This is a genomic window from Mycoplasma miroungirhinis (assembly GCF_013008815.1).
In the GTDB taxonomy this organism is placed as follows: domain Bacteria; phylum Bacillota_I; class Bacilli_A; order Mycoplasmatales; family Metamycoplasmataceae; genus Metamycoplasma; species Metamycoplasma miroungirhinis.
In genome coordinates, this window is record NZ_CP053097.1 from 18,380 (window position 1) to 40,681 (window position 22,302).

Sequence of the window (22,302 nt, forward strand, 5' to 3'; positions counted from 1 at the left end):
TTTTTATATTTTAATAAATTATTAAAAAAGTTAATTAATATTTTACAATTTAAATTATGAGACTCAAATTTAACAAAGAAGCAGAAGGGATTTTAAATGCTTCTGAAATATTATTAAAACAAAGACCAATATATTTTGATCAAACTACTTATGTAGAAATAGGCATGGGTAAAGGTCAAATGATTTCACAAATGGCTTTAGAAAATCCTCATATTAACTTTATAGGATGAGAAAAATATTCAACAATAGCATTATATGCTTTAAAAAAAATTCAAAAAAACAATATTTCTAATTTGAAATTAATTGTTGATGATGCTACGAATATTGAAGAAATTTTAGCTTCAAAAGTAGATAAAATTTATTTAACTTTTTCAGATCCATGACCTAAAAAAAGACATGCAAAAAGAAGATTATTACATCGAAATTTTTTAACTAAATTTTCTCATGTTTTAAAACCAGATGGAATAATAATCTTTAAAACAGATAATGATTTTTTATATAATTTTGCACTTGAAGAATTAGAGTTTTTAAATGCAAATATTATTTTTCAAACAACAGATCTTCATAATAGTATAAAAAATCACACAAATATACCTACTGAATATGAATTAAAATGATCTGCAAAAGGTAAAAATATTAATTATGTTGAGTTTAATTTTGTAAAGTAAATCTGGTGACAGATTTATTTTTTTAATTAAGATAATGCTAGGTTTTAGCCCATTTTGGTGTATAATTATTATATTTATATAATAATATAATAATATTTAATAAATACGGGAGTATATTATGTCTAATAATGATAATATAAACGAAAAAGACTTAGATGAAACTTATTTTGTAGAAGAAGAAGAGATAAAAAAAGTTTTTGAAGAAGAAGTAATTGAAGAAGACGAAGATGAAGAGTTACCACCACAAGAAAAAGAAGGTTATGTAGTTAAACCAACAATTTTAGATGAAGAAAAAAATGGATTAACTCCTGTTAGTTTAGTAAAAGAAATGAAAAGTGCTTTTATTGAATATGCAATGAGTGTTATAGTTTCTCGTGCTTTACCAGATGCAAAAGATGGTCTAAAACCAGTTCATAGACGTATTTTATACGGAATGAGTGAACTTGGTATGTTTTATAATCAGCCTCATAAAAAAGCAGCTCGTATAGTTGGAGATGTATTAGGAAAATACCACCCACATGGTGATAGTTCAGTTTATGAAGCTATGGTAAGAATGGCACAAGATTTTAGTTTAAGATATCCACTAATTGATGGCCATGGTAACTTTGGTTCAATCGACGGAGATGAAGCAGCTGCGATGCGTTATACAGAAGCTAGAATGAGTAAAATAGCTTCTTTAATGGTTGATAGTATTAAAAAAAATACAGTAGATTTTATTGATAACTATGATGCTTCAGAAAAAGAACCAGTAGTTTTACCAGCTAGATTTCCAAATTTACTTGTTTCAGGAACAAGTGGTATTGCAGTTGGTATGGCTACTAGCATACCCCCACATAATTTAAATGATGTAATTAATGCTTCTATTGCTTTAGCTGCAAATCCACAAATAAGTATTGATAAATTAATTGAAATAGTTCAAGCACCTGATTTTCCCACAGCAGGAATTTTATTTGATAAAAAATCAGTAATTCAAGCTTATAAAACAGGTAGAGGTAGTGTTACAATTCGTTCAAAAGCTCATATTGAAAAATATGCAAATGGTAAAAGTAAAATTGTTGTTACTGAAATTCCTTATGCAATTAGAAAAACAGATATTATTGAAAAAATATCACTTTTAATTAAAGAAAAAAGAATTGAAGGAATTCAAGATTTTAGAGATGAATCTAACCGTGAAGGAATTAGAATCGTAATTGATATCAAAAAAAATGTTATTCCTGAAATTATTCTTAATAATCTATATAAATTAACTCAATTACAAACTCGTTTTTCAATTAATACAATTGCCCTTGTTAATAATGAACCTAAGTTATTAAACTTAAAAGAATGTTTAGAAGTTTATTTAGAACATCAAAGAGATGTTGTAACGAGAAGATTAAATTTTGATCTAGAAAAAGATGAACAAAGAGCACATATTTTAGAAGGTCTTAAAATAGCTGTTGAAAATATTGATAAAGTTATTGAAATTATTAAAAAATCTTCAACTGATGTAGAAGCACAAAAAACATTATCTCAAACTTATAATTTAACTGAAATTCAAACTAAAGCTATTGTTGATATGCGTTTAGGTCGTTTAACTGGTCTAGCTATTGAAAAAATGGAAGAAGAACTTAATGCATTAAAACAAAGAATTGCAGAATTTAAAGATATTTTATCTCATCAAGATAAATTGACTCAATTAATTATTGATGAACTAACTGAAATTAAAAATCAATTTGGTGATAAACGTCGTTCAGAAATTCGTTGAGATTTAAATTATTCAATTGAAGATGAAGATTTAATTCCTCAAAAAGACATAATTATAACTTATACAACAAATAATTACATTAAGAGCACTTTATTAGAAGAATACCGTGAACAAAAACGTGGTGGAACAGGTTCTATTGGTGCTAAAACATATTCAGATGATAATGTTAAAAATATAATTCATACAAACACTCATACAGACATTTTAATTCTTACTTCTAAAGGTAAAATTTTTAGAATAAGAGGACATGAAATTCCTAATGTATCAAAAAGTGCAAAAGGTACTCCAATTGTTAATATAATTCCAAATATTGATAAAGATGAAAATATTAGTACAATCATTTCAACTGATAGTTATGATGAGAATTTATATTTACTAACAGTAACTAAAAAAGGTATGATTAAAAGAACTTCTTTAGATCAATATGAAAAAATTAATATTTCAGGTAAAAAAGCATTACTTCTAAATGATGATGATGAATTAGTAAATGCAAAAATTGTAACAGAAGATGAAGAAGTTTATATTGGAAGTTCAAGCAATCATTTAGCAAGATACGATATTTCTAACGTAAGAGAAACTGCAAGAAGTACTCGAGGAGTTTTTGGTATTAAATTAGCTAAAAATGAACACGTTATAAGTGCTTCAAGTTCAAATGAAGGTAAATACATTTTTAGTTTAGGTGCAGAAGGATTTGGTAAATTAACACTTGCATCTGAATTTAGAAAAACAGCAAGAAATACAAAAGGTGTTTTAGCATTAAATGGAGAAAAAGCTGGTAATTTAATTTATGCAGCAGCTTGTGAAGGTAATGAAGATTTAATGATAATAACTAAAAATAATATGGTTATTAGATTTAATTTAAAATTGGTTTCAACTTCAGCAAGAAACACTAAAGGTGTAAAATTAATTAATTTAAAAAACAAAAAAGATGAAATAGTAGCTGTTACTAAAATTAATTTTAGTGATGAAGAAACAGAAGAAGAAATAACAAAATAATTACAAAATAAACAGTAAATAACAAAATACAATAGTTTTGTTTATTTTTGTATTTAAAAAAATGATTTAACTAATTAAAAGGAAATATATGAAAGTAGCAATAGTAGTTGATTCAAGTTGTGGTTTAACTCAAGAAGAAGCTAAACAAAGAGGTTGATATTATTTACCTATCCAAATTGATATAGATAATAAAATTTTTAAAGATGGAGTTGATGTAGATTATCAAAGTATTTTTGATCATATTAAAAAAAATTCACGTGTATTAACAAGTGCAACACTTTTAGGTCAAGCAATTAATTTAATTGATAATTTACAAAAAGAATATGACAAAATTATAATTTATCCGATTTCTCAAAAATTGTCAAGTCAGTATCAAATGTTAAAAATGGCTTTTGTTGGTAATGAAAAAGTTTATGTTATTCCTTCTCAAAAAATCTCTTTACCAATTATTATGGAACTTTCTTCATTTGAAGCTTTATTAAAAAAATCTAAATATGAAGAAGCTTTAAAAGTATTTAATCAATCTGATAATAATATTTATTTAGTTCCAGAAAATGGTGAAGCTTTAGTTAGAGGAGGAAGATTAACTCCAACAGCTGCTTCAATTGCTAAATTACTTAAAATAGTTCCTATCATTGAATTTAAAAATGGTGAATTAATAAAATATGGCAAAGGACGTGTTTTTGATAAAACAATTATTAAATTAGCAAAAGAAATTTATGTACCTGAACTATCTAAAAATTTAATTTTAATTAATGCAAATAATGAAAATATTGAAAAATTAGCACATGATATTTTAAATAATTTAGATATTGATGAAATTTATATTACAAATATGCCTCCAACAATAAGTGTTCATGCTGGAAATCGTGCTGTTGCACTTTTATATGCTAAAACACACCCAACAGAATTAGAAATCTTAAATCAACACATGAAAAAAATTACAAAAAATCATTAGGAGATAAACATGGAAAAAAATCATTTATTTCCCTCAATTAGATTTAAAGAATTTACTAACGCTTGGTATCAGGAAAAAATAGAAGAAATATATTCTTTTGCTTCAGAAGGTGGTACACCTGCAACAAACAATTTAAATTATTATAATAATGGAAACATTCCATTTGTAAAAATTGAAGATACTATAGATAAATACATTTATAAAACTGAAAGTTATATTAATGAAATTGGATTAAAAAATTCTTCAGCATGACTTGTACCTAAAAATAATATTATTTTAACAAATGGTGCAACAATTGGAAATGTTGCAATAAATAAAATACCTTTAACAACTAAACAAGGTATTTTAGCATTGATAATCAAAAATGGGTACAATGTTGAATATATTTATTATTTATTAAAAAATAAATATTTTCAAAAAGAATTAAATAAAAATTCTAGCATCGGGACTTTTGCTAATATTACATTGCAAAATATTTCTAAAATTAATATTACTAAAAACTCAAAAGAACAAAAATTAATTTCAAATTTATTTATTCTTTTTGATAATTTAATATCAATATGAAAAATGAAATTATCAAATTTAGAAAATCTAAAAAACTTATTTTTAAATAAAATGTTTGTATAAATACACTCTTTTCACTATATTTTGAGTGTATTTTTATTATTTTGCTATCGTTTGGTATAGGAAAGAATAGATGCATTCTTTGATATATTTAGTGTGGAATTTATTAATAAGAATTTACAAAAACCTCATTACAAATACAAAATATTTAATGGTGGTACAACATAAACTGGTAAATATAAATTTTTCAACCAATCTCCCATTAAAATTTTAATTTCAGCAAGAAGATCAATTGGATCTATAAATTTTATTGAAGAATATTTTTGAGCAGGTAATTCTGTTTTTTCATTAAATTTAAAAAATTGTAATCTACATAATATTTATTTTTCAAAATAAATCCAAAAATTTTCAATAATAATTCCAATGTTGGAACAATACCACAATTTTATAAAAAATATAAATAGTTTAAAATCAACATATCAAATAAAAATGAACAAGAAAAAATAGTTCTTTATTTAAAAACTTAATTATTTAATAAATATTGAAACTAAAAAAGTTAATAATTTGGAAAATTTAAAAAATATTCTTTTAAACAAAATGTTCATATAAATGTAATATTTTGAACTTCAGAAACATTTCCTTATATTGCAATTCACTAATTTTAAAACTTATTTTTTTAGCTAAAAAATAATGTAGCTTTGTTAAAGCGTAAGTTAAAAATGTTTGAAAACATCAAAAATTTGCTCTTAAATAAGATGTTTGCTAATTAGATTTATAAATATTAATACAGAATTACACAAAAAAGTGATAAATAGCACACTTAATTGTGTAATTTTTATTATTTTCACTTACGCTTTAACAAAGAGACAGAAAAATTAATGTTGTTTAGTAATTTAGAATTTTGAATTTGTTCATCTAAATTTGTAATGAAAAACACTTCATCTTTAATATTTTTCAAACTAAAAGTATTTCTAATTCCAGTATTAGTATTAGATGATTTTAATTTACTAAAATGTAAAGTTTTAAAATAAAAATTTATAAATTTATCATCTATAACATTAGTAGTATGAAAAACTTCATATATATTACTTATTAAACCTTTTTCTACATTATTATAATAAGCAAGTGAACAAACATCTATTCTAGATGGATTGAATGCAAAAGAATTAGGTAATATACTTTTTGAAGTATTCTTATTTGCATTAACTGATTTTCCTCCATTTAAAAAATAAGCTTTTTGATTAATAAAACCTAATGTGTTACTAATTGTATAACTAGTTAAATTATTAGATTCGTTGTTTCTTATCGAATATCATTTGAATAAATTATCAATTTTTTCCTGATACCAAGTGTTTGTAAATTCTTTGAATCTTATTGCTGGAAACAGTGTTTCATCTGCAAACATTTTGTTTAGTAATGTATTTTTGATGTTTTCTATTTTACTTATTTTAGTTTTGATTAAATTATTATAATTATTTAATAAATTCAAAAAATTAGCTATTTTATTTTGTTCTGAAAGTTTAGTAATATTTAAACTTAAATTTTGTATTTTTTGTATGTAATCTCTATTATACCCATCACTTGTTAATTTGATTGAATTTAGAACTAAAAAAATAAAAAATAAATTATTGTTTGAATTGTTTAATTCCAGTATTTTTATTGCGCTAGATTTAACCATAAATCTAAAATCAACATATTTATTTAATAATGTAAAATCATCAAAAATAATACATTCTCTGTCAAAAAAATTTATTTCATTTGTATAACCTAAAATAAAAGAGTTATTCGCTGTTAATATAGGTATTTTACCTTTTTCTAGAGGTTCTTTTAGTTTTGTGATATATTTTTCTGGTCTTGTGTAATTTAATAAATTTCCTACCTTCTTCTGAACCCAAGCGTTAGTGAAAATTAGTAAAAAAAGCAGTTTATGCTGCTTTAATTAACTGTTTTGAATAATTTCTAGTCCAGGAAGAATTTTACCTTCGATATATTCTAAACTTGCTCCACCACCTGTACTAATAAATGAAAAATCATTTTCGAGTTTTAAAGATTTAATTGCTGAAACACTATCTCCACCTCCAACTACTGAAAAAGCTTGTTTATTTTGTGAAATAATTTTAGCTATTTCTTTAGTACCTTGTGCATAATTTGTAAATTCAGTTACACCTAAAGGTCCATTTCAAAAAATAGTTTTTGCTTCAAGTAAATATTGTTTAAATAAATTTACAGTTTCAGGTCCTATATCCATTCCCATATAATCATCTAAAATATTTGGATTGTCTTTAGTTGTATATGTTGGAATTGTATTATTAAATTCTTTTGATATTGCATTATCAATAGGCAAAATGATTTTTTGTGGATATTTTGTTAGTAAATTGTGTGCTAATTCAGTATAATCAGCTTCAAATAAACTTTTACCTATTTTTAAATTTTTAGCAGCATTAAATGTATAAGCCATTGCTCCACCTATTAATAAAAAATCAGCTTTTTGTAATAAAGATTCTAAAACTTTAATTTTATCTGATATTTTAGCACCACCTACTATTGCAAGATAAGGTTTTTCTGGATTGTTTAATTTAGATAAATGTATTAATTCATCATCAACTAAAAATCCAATTGCTGATTCTTTTATATAAGTTGCAATTCCTACATTAGAAGCATGAGCTCGATGAATTGCACCATAAGCATCATTTATAAAGACATCACCTAAACTAGCTCAATATTGAGCAAGTTCAGGATCATTTTTTGATTCTTTTTTATCATTTAAATCTTCAAATCTTGTGTTTTCTAACAGTAAAATCTCTTGATTTTTTAAGTTTTTTACGGATTCTTCTACTTCTTTTCCTCTAGTTTTATTAACAAAGGAAATATTTACATCATTAAGTAGTTTTTTAAGTTCCAAATACACTGGAAATAATGATTTAGATTCTAAATCCTGAGCAGTTTTTATTCTTGATAAATGAGATAATAAAATTAGTTTTGCATCTTGTTTAATTATGTATTTAATTGTTTTTAAAGCAGCCTTAATTCTGGAATTATCTACTACTTGATATTGATTATTTTCATTTAATTTTAAGGGTGTATTAAAATCTACCCTTAAAATTACTACTTTATTTTTTAAATTAAGATCAGTAATTTTCTTTTTCATAACAATCCTTTATAAATTTATTTTCAGTTTAATTATTTAATTTATTTTATTTTGATTATAATTTAAAATTATAATAATAAGTACATATAAATCAAAAAGGGGAAATAATGGGGTTAAAAACAAGAGATTTGCGTCAAAATAAAGATGCAATAGAAATAAGTGTTACTCAACTTTTAAAAGACTTTGCGAAGTTCAAAAAAGAACAAAGATACATAAAATATGATGATAATCACCTTTTAGGTATTTATAAAAATATTGTTTGAATGTCAGAAGTTGATCGAAAATTAATCAATAAATTAGAAGATATTCAAAAAAGACAAAGAAATCAATATTTAAAAGATAATTCCAAAGAATATGAATACAAAAAATGAAGTGATGACCCAATTAGTACAAAAGTAAAAGAACCTCAAGTTTTATCAAGATTAATAATTGTAGGATCAGTTATTGTAACAATAATTTTTATTGCTTTAATTATTTTAACATTTACAAAGTGAATTGGTTAATATGGATAGAAAATTATTGTTAATTATTTTAGTTTTTGTTGTTGTATTATCTGTTATTATTTTTATTCACTATTTAGTCTTATTTTATAAAAACATAATAAGGTCTAAAAAACAAAAACTAAAAGTTTCAAAAAGTACAAAAATTAGATTGATTCACCAATTAAAAGAAAGTTTAAAATATTTATCTAAAACTAAAACTGGTGCTCTTATTACAATAGAAATGATTGATAAATTAGATAATTTAAGAACAGATGGTGTTATTATTGATGCAAATATTTCAAGTTCTTTAATTATTAGTATTTTTAACAAAAATACCCCATTACACGATGGAGCTATTGTGATTCGTGATAATAAAATAGTTTATGCTGCAACTTATTATAAAATAACTAAAAAATCAATTGATAATAAATATGGTGCAAGACATCGTGCTGCAATTGGAATAAGTGAGATTTCAGATTCAATTACATTAGTAGTAAGTGAAGAAAATGGAACTATAAGTTTAGTTAAAGGTGGAACCATTAGTCCTATATTTATCGATGAACTACAAGAATCACTTGTAAATATTTTTAAAGATTATTAAGCTTAATTAAGAAAAAGAAAAGAGGTACTATGAAAAATGAATTATCATTAACACAACTTCGTAATGCCCTTCAATATAAAAATATTCATTTAATTAGAAAATTTGTTGATGAAACACCAAATGCAACAATAGCAGATACTATTGAACAATTAAATGAATATGAAAGAGTGTTTTTTTTCAGAATTATTAAACCAAAAGACAGTGGAGAAATTTTTTCTTATTTAGAACATGATATTCAAGAATCAATTATTAAATCTTTTACTGATAAAGAACTTGAATACATTTTAGATGATTTATATTTAGATGATATTGTTGACTTAATTGAAGAAATGCCTACTAATATTTCTCAAAAAATTTTAAGTCATGTTAAAGATAAAGAAGATAGAAATAAAATTAATAAACTTTTAAAATACAATGATGAGAGCATTGGTTCTGTGATGAGTGTTGAATTTATTAAATTAAACAAAGACATTACTTGTTCAAAAGCAATTGAAATCATCAGAAGAAAAAGAGAAGATGCTGAAGTTGTTCATTACTACATAGTAACTGATGATGATAATAAATTAGCCGGTGTAACCACTTTAGAAGATATTGTTTTTGTTGATAGTCGAAGAGGGACATATATTTATGAAATAATGGAACCTATTCAAAGCTTAAATGTGTTAGATACAAAAGAACATGCAACATTAATTTTCGCAGACCATGATATGTCAGTTTTACCTGTGGTAAATGATAAAAACGAAGTTTTAGGTATTGTTACCTCTGATGATGTTATTGATGTTTTACATGAAGAAGCTACTGAAGATATTTATAAAATGGCTGGTATTAACTCAGAAGAAGGAATTTCATATAATAAATCAAGTATCAAACTTATTGTTAAATCAAGAATATTTTGATTAATTATTTTGATGTTAGGAAGTACTTTAAGTCAATTAGTTATCCAAATTTTTCAAGCTCAGGTTGAAGATGCTAAATCATTTTTATCTGCAGCAATTAGTAGTGCCATAGTGGTATCAATGGTTCCAGTTATAAGTGGGACTGCAGGAAATGCAGGATCACAGGCTGCAACAACAGTAACTCGTGCACTTGCATTGCAAGAAATTAAGGGTTCGAAATGAAAAGTAATAAGTAGTGAACTAAGAGCTGGTGCAATTATTGGTTTAATTTTATTTGTTGCTAATTTTATTAGGTTAATTTTATACTTTACTGCAACAGGTAATTTATTAAAACATGATGAACAAATAGGGATTGTTTTAATGTGTTTGGTAAGTAGTTTATCAATGTTTTTAGCAGTAGTTTTTGCTAAATTTGTAGGAGCTGTTGTTCCTTTAGCTGCAAATAAACTAAAAAAAGATCCAGCAGTAATGTCAAGTCCTATTCTTGCTACTTTAACTGATGCAACATCAACTATTATCTTTTTTAGCTTAGCTATGCTAATTTTCTATATTTTCTTCCATTAAATTTTAAAAAGTTAAATTTAAAAAAATTTGTTTGCTGTATAATATTACTATGCTAAAAGTTCTACTTACAAATATAAAGATTATTTTTGAAAAAAATGGTATTGCATTTTTTATGTGCACATATCGTTAATTTCATTATAAGTCCTTGTTGTAAGTTTATAAAATATAACGGATTTATAAAATATCAAAAAGTCTGTTATGGTAAATCGTATATAGTTTTAATAAAAATATCATAAAAGACTTTATTAATGATTCTATATACAAAATCTTAATTCTTGTATGTAGTCTCATACAAGTTTTTTTAAATTAAGGAAAATTATGAAGAAAAAAATATTATTAAGTTCATTAACATTATTAACAGTTTCGCCTGTTTTTGTTTTAGTTTCTTGTCAAAATAACCAAACAAACCAACAAGTGGAAAAAGAAACAGAACTAAATAAATTAGTTGAAAAATTAAAAACGGATAAAACTAAAACTCAAAGAAAAACAGAACAAGAATTAACAGACTTAAATAAAAAATTAAATGATGCTAATCAAGAAAATTTAAATTTTGAAACTAAGAATGCAGAATTAAACGAAAAATTAGAAGAATTATCAAAAGAAGTTGAAAAATTAAGTGGTACAAAAATTCAAAGAAATCAAAAATCTGCAAAAGATTTATTTTTAATAATAACTAATTTTTTAACAGAAGATTTACCAAATGCAATAAAGCTACAAAATCCTACAAGTTTTGAATCTAATAGTGATTTATTTAACAGAATTAAAAGTAGTGTTTTAGATACAAAAGAAAATTTAAAAGATACTCCTGAAGATTTTGCTAATTTATGAACTTGAGAAAGTGCTATTTTATTTACTTTAAACAGAGCTAGCTTAGTAAATGACTATATTGATGATCCAAGAAATCCTGTTACTGTTATTACTCCAAAATCTCCATATATGGATGATTTATTTAATTGAAGAATTCATGATTTAGAATTAATTATTGATCAAGTAAATAAAAATACTTATGAGCAAAATGAAAAAGAAAAGATTTTAAAACAATTACAAGAAATCAAACAAGAATATGAAAATGCAAAAAACAATTCTTCATTACTTTCACACCAGATAAGTAGTTGATATAAATTAGAGCAAGAATCAGAACAAGGTGTTGTTGGTAAATTTATAAACCTAAAATCAGAACACAATAGAAGTTTACTTCCATCACTTAAATTACCTCAATTTAAAATTTCTCTATTCCCTGTTTATAAACAAATTATTGATGAAGATTTTAAAGAAAAAACTAAAAATAAATTATCTTCATTATTAAGAGATTATCAATTTTTATTAAATAACAAAGCATCTTCATTTATAAATTCAGTTTCTTATGACCGTTTAAATAAGAAAATTAAAAAAGTAGCATTAGAACTTTCTGCAGCATTATTATCTAATAACATTGATTATTTTAACGAATTTCAAGTGTGAAAAGATGTAGATACATTCGTATTAGATGCTAAGAGCATTTTATTAGAAGCATTTTTTGTGGAAACAGATAAGAAAAAAATGCAAATGGATGAAGAAGTAGATAATCAGCTAAATGAAACAAAAGATGGTAGTTTAGCAAAAGAATTTAAAGAAACATATGAAGCAAAATCTAAACTAAAAAATAATGAAGCTAAATACCTATACAAAGACTTTTATACAAAATATAATAAATTAATTAATAATATCAAAAATGATTCTCACAATGATTACACTCAATCTTTTGATAGATATACTAAGTATTTAGTTTTAAAAAGAGAATTAGAACTTGCAAAACAAATTATTAATTTACACACTGATTTAAATGAAGATTTAGATAATGTTGATTTAAAAGAATTACTAAAATGAGATAATTCAGCTAAATATGATAATCAAATCAGAACAGCTCAAAAAAATAAAGAAAGAGATGAAGAATCTTATACTCAACAAAAAGAAAAAATCAATGAATTAATTGTTGAGTTTGATGAAGAAAATGACCAAGCTAGTGACTATATAGAAAGTGCTTCTGAAAAAGCCAAAGAAATTTCTGAATTATTTATTACAAACTTTGATCCAACCATTGATGAGCATAATAATGTCAAAGGAATTTGAGGTCATATGTATGGTGATTACAACTCAAATAAAATAATTAATTTAATGAGAGATTACAATAAATTAGTTCAAACAATTAACAAAAATTATAAAGATGATCAATATGATGAAGATGAATTAAAACAAAAAGCCAAAGAAATTTTCACTTCATCTCAAAACGTTAAAAAAATTCTTTTTGGTGATGAAAATGACCAACAAGATGATGATAATTTATCAATTTATGGAAAATTTAATAAAGCACATGAAGATTTTAATTATGGTGAAGTAGATACTACTGTATATGATTCACAAGTATCAATAATTCGAGATTATCAAGAATTATTAAATTATCTAGCAAATTTTGCAAATCAAGATAAGGATGATATTGATACAGAAAAATTAACTAAAGAATTACAAATTAAAATTCAATTTATAAAACTTAAATTATCAGAACTTGAAAATATTTATACTGAACAAGGAAAATGAAAAGATTTAAGTAGCGCTGAAGAAGAACAAATGAAGTTATTAGATTCTGTAAAAGATACTTTAAAAACTAATTTAATGGAAATACAAGAAGTGATTGAAGAATTAATTACTCCTAGTGATGAAAATGAAGAATTTGAAATAGATGGTGATAAATTAGTTGAATTAGCAGAAAAAGCAAATGAATTTTTAACAAGTATTGGAACACTATATGATGGTTTTTCTCCTCTAACTTCTTTATATGAAACTACAATATCAGATTATGAAACAAATATTAGAAGAGCAACAAAGAAAAAAGAAAATATTCCTCAAACAGCAAAAATTCTTTCAGGTCAAGAAATATTTGTTTTACTTCGTTATTGAAAAAATACCCAAGAAACCAACTTTAATAAAATACTTTTAGATGATAAAACTTATCAAGATAAAGAATTAGCAAAATTTTTACATCAGGAAACAAAATTTGCTACTCAAACAAGAGAAAGTTATAGAAATATTTTAAAAGTTGATGGTTCAGAAAATAGTTTTGATGTTGAGGAACAAGAAAACCAAGAAACACCAATTACTGCAAAAACAATTTATCAAGAATTTAATGACTTAGAAACTAAATATGCTAAATCATTATTAACATGATTTAAAGATCATTCTGAAAATAATAAAAACGATTTATTAGAAACACGTAAAAAATACTATGAATATTTAAATTCTTTTAAAGATAAAAACATTTATTTATCAAATAGTTATATTAGATTTGGGTCAGATTTATATATTTATGATGAAAATGAACCTGATGAACATGTAGTTGCTGCTCATTTCTTAGACTTTTATATAAAAACACAAGCAGTAACTGACATAATGGAAAATTTATATGAAAAATACATTAAATAATTAAGTGAGAAACAATGAAAAATAAACAACCAAACAATAACCTCAAAAAATCATTCAATTGAAGAACAGTTGTATGACCTAAATATGTAATATCACTTGCAACAATAGCTTTAGCATCTGCTATAACTATTGGAATTTTAAAATACAATTCAACACTTTCAAATTTACAAGAAGGTTTTGAAAATAATTTATTAAAAAATAAATTCGTAGATCCTAAAGTTGGTGCTAAATTAACATTTGTTAATAGTGACAAAAATCGTGACATTGCTGCATTTGATCCTGCAAAAGGAGAAAATGGTCAAGTTTTCTATAAAGATAAATGAATTGAATACAATGATTTTCTAAAACAATATTATGAAAAAAATCACGCAATGCCATTTTTAAATATTAAATATGGTATGTTTGATTTTTATAATGAATATATTGAAGCTGTTAGTGCAAAAGATTTTTATGAATTTACGCAATGATTTATGCATAATGTTTCATGAGGACCTGAAATTATTACACTAAAAGAATTTTCTATTGTTAAAGGGGTAGAACTACAAGGAAATAATATAACTTTAGGTTCACACTCTAATCAAGATAAAGAATATACAACAATTAAATTTTTCCCTGATGCTTTCTTTGGTTCAATTCCATTACATAGTACTTTAAGTGGACCAGGTAATGCAAGTGATTCGCTTTTATATAGAATCAATAAAAAGTTATTGACTTTTCCAGAATTACAACAATTTTTAGATAATGTAAATGAATATAACTCATTTACTAATATTTCTAATGAAACAGTTAAACAACAAACTTTTAGAACAATTAGTGATAAAAGAAATTTAATTGGAAAAGAAGTATTTGTTGTTAAAGGTGATTTTAAAGAAAAATTAACAAAAGAAGCTTATAGTTCAATTGAAAAAATTAGATTAGAATCTAAATCAGATTATATTTCTTTAGTGTATGCAAATTCAGAACAAGAAGCTAAAGAAAAATTTGCAGAATATGTAAAAAAATATTCATCAACTGATAAATTTGATACTTTAAAAAATTATAAAAATTTCACTTTTGAAAAGAAAAAAATTATTAATGTTCTTAAAAGAGAAGATGATATTTCATTAAATTTAGGTTTTAGTGATAAACGTTTAACAATAATTTTTGAAGATGGAAAAAATTTAATTCTTTTTAACGATATTGAATCTGTAGAATACAAAGAAGAAAAAGATAATGATTCTAATTATGTTAAATACCAAAATGTTGAAAGTGTGGAACAAGGTTTAGATCATAATAAGAAAGCATTTAGTAATTTATCATCAGATATATCTTCAATTTTTACAAAATCTTTATCAAAAAATAGTTATTTAACTAAAGAAGATTTCAATAAATTTGAAAATTATGTAAGAGATTTAGATAAATCAAAAGAAATTCAAGATCTAATTATTTCAAATAATAAATTAATTCAAAAATCAGGTCAAAAATACAAAACAGAACTTCAATTATATAAAGAAGATAAACAAAAAAGTATTGAAAAATTAGCAGAACTAGATAAAGAATTAAAAGCAAAACAAGCACAAAAAGTTGAATTAGAAGCTGCAATTTCTTCTGAGACAGATGATCAAGCAAAAGAAAATAAAAATTATGAATTATACAAATTAGCAATAGAAATTGAAAATATAAATTTAAAAATTTATCAATTTACTGATGCTCAAAAACTTTCTGAAGATAAAATAACTGAATTAAATAGCTTAATTCCAACTGATGAACAAGTTGCTGAAGCTCATAAAAACATTATTGAACTTTCAAAACAAGATAAAGACTTAAATTTAGAAACTAAAAAACAAGAAATACTGAAAATCCTTAAAAAAGGATTATTTGAACCTGAACAATTAAAAGCTTTAATTGGTTTATATAAACTAAATTCAGTTGTTGTAGAATCAGAATTTAATAAAGATAAAAATGATTTTGCTTCAATTGATGAAAAAGTTGAATATATTAAAAAATTACATAATTTTATTATAAATTATCGTCCTCAATATAAACAATATAATGAAATTCTTAGCGGAGATATTTATGCACAACTTCAAAAAGAAGATGACAAGTATATTTTATACTCAGCTGATTTAGGATATACTCCAATTCAACTAATTGCAGTTGATGAATTATTAAAATTATCAAAAGATTATCAAATTAATTGACGTGAATATTCAAACCTAAATGGATTTATGCGTTCACAAAAGGATGATAATCCTAAAGGTTTTTATTTATATTCAAAAAATATTCATTCAATTGAAAATGATTTTAGTACTGAAGATTTAACTATTAAAAAATATGAAAATTATCAAGAATTAGTTAAGGATGTTGATAATTATCTAAACAATGAAATTAAAAAACCTGAAGATACCCAAATACAAGATAGATATTCAAATATAAGAAGACAATTAACTGAAGAAAAAGCCAAAACCGATGAATTATTTAAAGATCCATCGACTGTAACTGATGCAACAACTAAAGCTGCTATAATATCATTACAAAAAGCATTTTCCATTGCAAAAAAACAAAAACTTGCAATAGATCAAGAAAAACAAATTCAAACAAAAGAAAACACTGAACAAAATAAAGTTCAAGAAATTGTAAAATCTTATAAAGACAACCCAGAATTAATTCAAAAAGAAAAAGAAATTAAAGATAAAATTTCTAAAACCAATTTAGATGATTTATTTTCAGAATTTCAAAAAGAACAAGAAAAAGTAACTGATTTAACAGAAGAATATAATGAAGATATTCAAGCTTTAATTCGTATTATTACATTAAAATCATTTGTTGACTATACCGATGATAAAGGTGAAAAAAGTTTATATAAAGAAATTGAAAATATTATTATAAATGACGATGTGTTATCAACTCATATTGATTCATTTAAAAAAGCAATGGATAATATTGATAATTTAAGACAAACTGTTCAAGAATCAAGAGATACTTACAAAATTAAATTATCTATTATCTTAAAAAATATATATGCAATTTTTAGTAAAATAGCAACCATAAATTCTAATTTACAAGCAGATTATGATGATTATGCAAAAATAAGATCAAATCTTTATGATCAAAAAATAAATGAAATTATTAAATCAATTTCTGATGCTGATTTTTCTGATCCAAAATTTAATGTTTACATGGAACAATTAATAGAAAAATCAAATAATGAAATTGAAACATTTAATATTGAAAATGAAAACTTTAACAAAAATTTAACTCAAACTTTAACCAATTTCAAAAACTCACTTGATTATTTTAGAGAATTAGACAAAACATACTCAACAAATAATTTATCAGAAGTAATTACTGATTATTATTCAATTGTTTCTAATCCTATTTTTAAAAAATTGGGAAATTATGGTGATAGTGAAGGTCAAGAACGAAAATTCATTGGTACATTATTTAATTTTATAATTTCATATCAACACAAAAAATATGAAAAATATACAAATTTAATTGAAGAACAAGAAAAAGAAATTGAAAATCTAAAAGAACAACTTGATGATGAAAAAATTTCTGAAGCCAAAAAAATAGAGATACAAAAAGAAATTGTTAATTTACAAAATCAAATTCATTTAAATAAAGATTTAGCATCTTCAACTCATTATGAAGATGGAGATTATTACTCAGAACTTGCAAATATTCAAGAATTAGCAGATGCTTGAGAATATGAAGATTTTGAAGAATCTGGTGAATTTGAATATGATTTTGAAGATCAAGATTTAGCAGATAGAAATAAAACATTAATTGATAAAATGAATGCTGATGTAACAAAATATACACGTTCAAGAGATAGACTATATGATTCAATTAAAGAGTATAATAATCAACCTGCAAAATTAATTGAATCACTTTATACAAAAGCTGATTTATTTGAAAAAAGTAATCAAAAATACAATGAAGCTATAGAAGCAGCTGCAAAAGCGGCTAAAGAAGTAAAAAGAGTTTATACAAGACAATCGATTTTATTAGATAGTTTATTTCAAGATAAAGGACAAGAAATTTCAAATAATAATCCTCTAGTAGTTGCTAAATCAAAAATTGATTTATTAAATAAATTAACCAAATTAGGTATTGTCAAAAATGATACTGATGTTAATGAATTTGCAAAACACTACATTTTTAATGTTGAATTAAATGACATTAAAAAAGAAAATACTACTTTAACTTTTACTCTTAAAAATATACAAAAAAGAAATGGTGAAATAGTAACTAGCCAAGATGCTTCAACATATTTAAATACTAAATTCATCAAATTTAAAGTAGATGCTAATGTTAGTGATGCTGTTGGTGATACAACATTAGAACAAGTAAGAGAATTATTAGATGTAGCAGGTTATAAAGCTGTTATCCAACCTTATTCAATTAAAGAAGAAGGAAGCAAAATTATAATTGATGATAATGGTGAAACTAAAACTGTTCCTACATATAGTATTTTTGTAGAAGCATATGATGGATTTACCAAAACATTATTAAATAAAGTTCCATGAGTTGGAGAGTATTTAGAAGGAGAACATTTAGTTACAAATTTAAATGAAAAAGGTGAATTTGAATACAAATTAGAAAAAGGTTCATATTTAGGTTTAGATCCTGATTCTCGGATTGGTTTATGAGCAGTTCTTGCAATGAATGATCCTAATTTTAAAGGTATTGCAGTTGATTTTCTAAAATTTGTTGCAGCACACGAATATGGACATCATATGACATTAAATGCAGCTCAAGATTTAGGAGATAAAGGACAAAAACCATTATATGGTTCAGCTTTAGTTCCTGGTTCAACTCCTAATATCAATAACTATTACTCAAGAAATGTTTTAGATTTATATTTAAAAGCAAGAACACACTTAGGTTTAAACTCTTCTCCACTTTTAAATGAGCCAAATGTTGTTTCTGAAAACAATGAAGGTGAATACTTATTATATAATCAACCTAAAAAGAATGAACAAGGTGAAATTGTTATAAATAAAGATACAGTTGAAAGCGGAAACGATATTTGAGGATATAAAGTAGGTAGTTCAGATCTTAAAAATGCGATGGAAAATAGTAAGCGTCGTTTCTTACAAACTTATGAAGGATTAGTTAAAGCAACTGAAGAAAGACGTAAAGAAAATGGTATTAATAATAAAGAAGATCAAAAATGATTACAAGTATTTGATCTTTGATTAATGAATACATTAGATCAAAACTCAGGAACATTAAATCCAACAAAATATTCAGATGACCAATTCCCAGTGAAATACATGATTAAAGATAAAGATGGTAAATTGAAATTTACAAAAGCTTCTTTAGATATGTTAAGTGGAATTTTAAAAGATGGCCAAGGTAATTTCATTCAATTTGAAGATAGAAGTGGTGAACTAGTGCCAAAAATTGTTGAAGGTAGTTGAGATTCTGATAGTAAAGAATATAACAACATTTCAAAAATATTAGTGTTTAATAAAGATGGAAGTCCAGTTATAAACGTACCTTTAAATGTAGATTTTAATAATCATAATGAAGATGAAAATCCATATGATCAAACTGGAGAAAGAAACGCAAACATAACTAAAAAATACATTAATGATAAAATAAAAGAAATTGAAGATACTATTAAATCATTAATTGTAAAAGAATTTAGTATTAATGGTTGAGATTTTAGTACCACTAATACTTCAATTGAACCAAAAACAATTATTGCATATCCTTCATATGCTGAAATATTTACATCAGCAAATAAAAACTATAATTTATCAATTTTAAAACCATATATTGATCATTTACAATCTAGAAATAGAGAAACAGCAACAATTACACCTGAGTATATAGTTGCTAAATATTATGCAGATGATGGAACAGTTTTAAGAGATAGAATTCACCACATTGGTGATTCAAAAATTAGAGATGTTTTACAAGAAGATTTTTATTTAAATCCATTCGAAGAAAAAGGTAAAGATAATACAACATTTACTGATATATTAATTTCAATGTATTTAGCAGAAGGAGAAACATATCCAACTCTTGCAGCTGGAGCAAAACAAGTTTTATGATTAGATAAAGATACACAATATTTACCTAACGTGAAATTAGAAAATGCATTTACAGACGGATTTTTAATTGATACATTTAATAAACAAACATTAAAACAAATCAATCAATTACCTTTATTAAATTGATATGGACCATATACAAGATCATTAATTGGTATTGATATCAAAAATAATAGTTACTTAACAGTAAATGCAAATGATGAAATAGTTTCAGAAAATCCTCAAGTTCCAGGATATCCAGCCTTCTGAGAAATGAAGTCTTTAAAAATTAATAAAAATACTCTTGCAAAAGATCCATTGAATTCTTTATTTGATAGTTACTATCTTTTAAAAGATAATAAAAAATTATTTGATTTTGATCTAAAATTTTTAAATTATAATGATTTCTTTAATTTTGCAAGTGTTGATACTTTAAGAGCCAAATTAGATTCACAAGCTAAAGTTGTAAACTGAGATATTGATTACGTTGAATCTAAATTTGATATTGATAAATTTATAAAAGGTTTAAAATTAGCATTATCACTTGATAATAGCTTATCTACTTCAGATAAATTAAAACTAAATAAATTATTAAGAGATAACAATCGTCAAGAAATAGCCAATGAAATAATGAGAAGATTTACTGAATCTAAATTAGCATTATTTATAAAAGATATTCCATTATCTACAATTAAACAAAAAATTGAAGAAAATAAAGACAATCAACTAAGATATGCTTGAATTTTTGATAAAGATTTAGGTTATGCAACATTTAAATCAGAAGATGTTGTTGTTGGTAAAGATAATTTAGATGAATCTAAATGAGAAATGCCAGTGCAACAATTATTAAATACATATGATGAATTTGCAAAAGAAAATAATGTTTCTTTAGATAAATTCTCATTATTTGATGATTTAATTTTAGATAATAAAACACAAATGTATTCAACACAACTTTTATATAACTTTAGATTATCAAAATTTGGTATGGATAGCATTTTATTATCATTTACAAAAGGTATAACTAAAAAACTAAAACCAACAGAAGATGTTGTAAATTACTTTAAAACTAAAACAGAACGTAAATTTAATGAATTTTTCTCAGATTATACTTATTCATTTGCTGAAGTAATTAACCGTGATAATTTACAAATAACTTATTCACCTTCAACTTCAGAATTTAGAAATTTACCAAGTTTTATTACTAATGTAAGTGAAGCTACAACAGGTCTTGAATACGTTGTAGATGGTCAACCAACAGCTAAATGAAAAGATGCATTAATTCAATTCAAAGGGGAATCAAAACATACAATTCAAAACACAATTGTTGATTATGAACAAAAATTAGATAATGAATTAAAACTAAGAGCTAATAAATTGAATCTAGATTACAGACCAAATGATATGGCCAATGTAGATAATTTTTCAAGTGATCAAAATAAAAATTCAAATTATCTAGGTCAATTTAAATCAATTAACAATGGTTGATTTAAAGACCGTTGATACCGTGATATGTTGAATTTTAGATTATATGATGATGAAGGTATACCAATAGTTGATGATACTATCAGAATTAAAGATTTAGAAGGTAATGTTGTAAATAATAGAGCAAAAGCATATTGAGAATACTATATTCAATCACAAGGGGTAGGACACCGTAATATTTCAAACATTTGAAGACACACTGATAAAGATGCAGTTGCAATGTTTGGATATTTAAATGCAGAAGATGCTAAAAAAGTTAATTACTTAGTTTTTGAAGATATTCAAACTCATGAAAGAAAAACTTTAAAAATTAATAAAGAATTTAGTAGTAATATGTTCTATTACAAAACTCAAAATATTAACAATGAAAATGATATAAATGCACGTCATTGATTAAAAGATGAAGCTTATGATTATACAGATTCAAACGGATATCATAAAGGAACAGGATTTGTTGCTTGAGTAAGTGATTATGCAATTATGTCTAATTATCAAAATAAATTATTAGAACCAAATCATGAATACAAAATATATTTCTCAGATTCAGAAGCTGGAAATATCACCTTAAAAATGGATTTAGGTAAAAACCAAAGTGTTTCAGAAAATGGTAAAACATTTTCTCAAGCACCAACATCAATATATTTAAAAGAAATTGATGGACAACAAGTACCAGTATTACATGTAGGCGTACAATTTAACGGAACAAAATAAGGA

Annotated in this window: 11 protein-coding genes; 9 read left to right on the top strand and 2 right to left on the bottom strand. The window is 24.0% G+C overall.

Annotation, left to right across the window (positions count from 1 at the left end):
• The first annotated feature begins 56 nt into the window (after window positions 1-56).
• From trmB to HLA92_RS00130, 4 genes are all read left to right on the top strand, one after another.
• Window positions 57-668: a tRNA (guanosine(46)-N7)-methyltransferase TrmB gene (gene trmB / locus HLA92_RS00115; RefSeq protein ID WP_171112339.1), complete on the top strand. Its 612-nt coding sequence runs from the start codon at window positions 57-59 to the stop codon at window positions 666-668.
• Between the two features lie 328 nt (window positions 669-996).
• Window positions 997-3,408 (top strand): DNA gyrase subunit A, encoded by a 2,412-nt coding sequence (gyrA, locus tag HLA92_RS00120; RefSeq protein WP_237023537.1) that lies wholly within the window; start codon window positions 997-999, stop codon window positions 3,406-3,408.
• Between the two features lie 88 nt (window positions 3,409-3,496).
• The gene (locus HLA92_RS00125) at window positions 3,497-4,366 is read left to right on the top strand and encodes a DegV family protein (protein WP_171112343.1); all 870 of its coding nucleotides are present in this window, start codon (window positions 3,497-3,499) and stop codon (window positions 4,364-4,366) included.
• A 9-nt stretch (window positions 4,367-4,375) separates the two neighbouring features.
• The gene (locus HLA92_RS00130) at window positions 4,376-4,993 is read left to right on the top strand and encodes a restriction endonuclease subunit S (protein ID WP_171112345.1); all 618 of its coding nucleotides are present in this window, start codon (window positions 4,376-4,378) and stop codon (window positions 4,991-4,993) included.
• Window positions 4,994-5,768: 775 nt separating this feature from the next.
• On the opposite strand, the gene HLA92_RS03315 is transcribed toward HLA92_RS00130, so the two are convergent.
• Together HLA92_RS03315 and HLA92_RS00140 are read right to left on the bottom strand one after the other, a co-directional pair.
• Window positions 5,769-6,869, bottom strand: a complete 1,101-nt coding sequence (locus tag HLA92_RS03315; RefSeq protein ID WP_171113517.1) for a restriction endonuclease subunit S — start codon at window positions 6,867-6,869, stop codon at window positions 5,769-5,771.
• A complete protein-coding gene (locus HLA92_RS00140) occupies window positions 6,870-8,078 on the bottom strand; it encodes a phosphoglycerate kinase (RefSeq protein ID WP_171112347.1) in 1,209 nt (402 codons plus the stop codon).
• A 107-nt stretch (window positions 8,079-8,185) separates the two neighbouring features.
• Here HLA92_RS00140 and HLA92_RS00145 point away from each other — a divergent pair, with 107 nt between their 5' ends.
• The 5 genes from HLA92_RS00145 to HLA92_RS00165 all read left to right on the top strand — a co-directional run bounded on the left by HLA92_RS00145 (window position 8,186) and on the right by HLA92_RS00165 (window position 22,299).
• Window positions 8,186-8,581: a hypothetical protein gene (locus HLA92_RS00145; RefSeq protein ID WP_171112349.1), complete on the top strand. Its 396-nt coding sequence runs from the start codon at window positions 8,186-8,188 to the stop codon at window positions 8,579-8,581.
• A gap of 1 nt (window position 8,582) precedes the next feature.
• Window positions 8,583-9,161: a diadenylate cyclase gene (locus tag HLA92_RS00150; RefSeq protein ID WP_171112352.1), complete on the top strand. Its 579-nt coding sequence runs from the start codon at window positions 8,583-8,585 to the stop codon at window positions 9,159-9,161.
• Window positions 9,162-9,190: 29 nt separating this feature from the next.
• Window positions 9,191-10,621 (top strand): magnesium transporter, encoded by a 1,431-nt coding sequence (mgtE, locus tag HLA92_RS00155; RefSeq protein ID WP_171112354.1) that lies wholly within the window; start codon window positions 9,191-9,193, stop codon window positions 10,619-10,621.
• 318 nt (window positions 10,622-10,939) lie between these two features.
• Window positions 10,940-14,077, top strand: coding sequence for a hypothetical protein (locus HLA92_RS00160; protein ID WP_171112356.1), 3,138 nt, complete (start codon window positions 10,940-10,942; stop codon window positions 14,075-14,077).
• A 14-nt stretch (window positions 14,078-14,091) separates the two neighbouring features.
• Window positions 14,092-22,299, top strand: coding sequence for a PDxFFG protein (locus HLA92_RS00165; protein ID WP_171112358.1), 8,208 nt, complete (start codon window positions 14,092-14,094; stop codon window positions 22,297-22,299).
• Window positions 22,300-22,302: the final 3 nt, after the last annotated feature.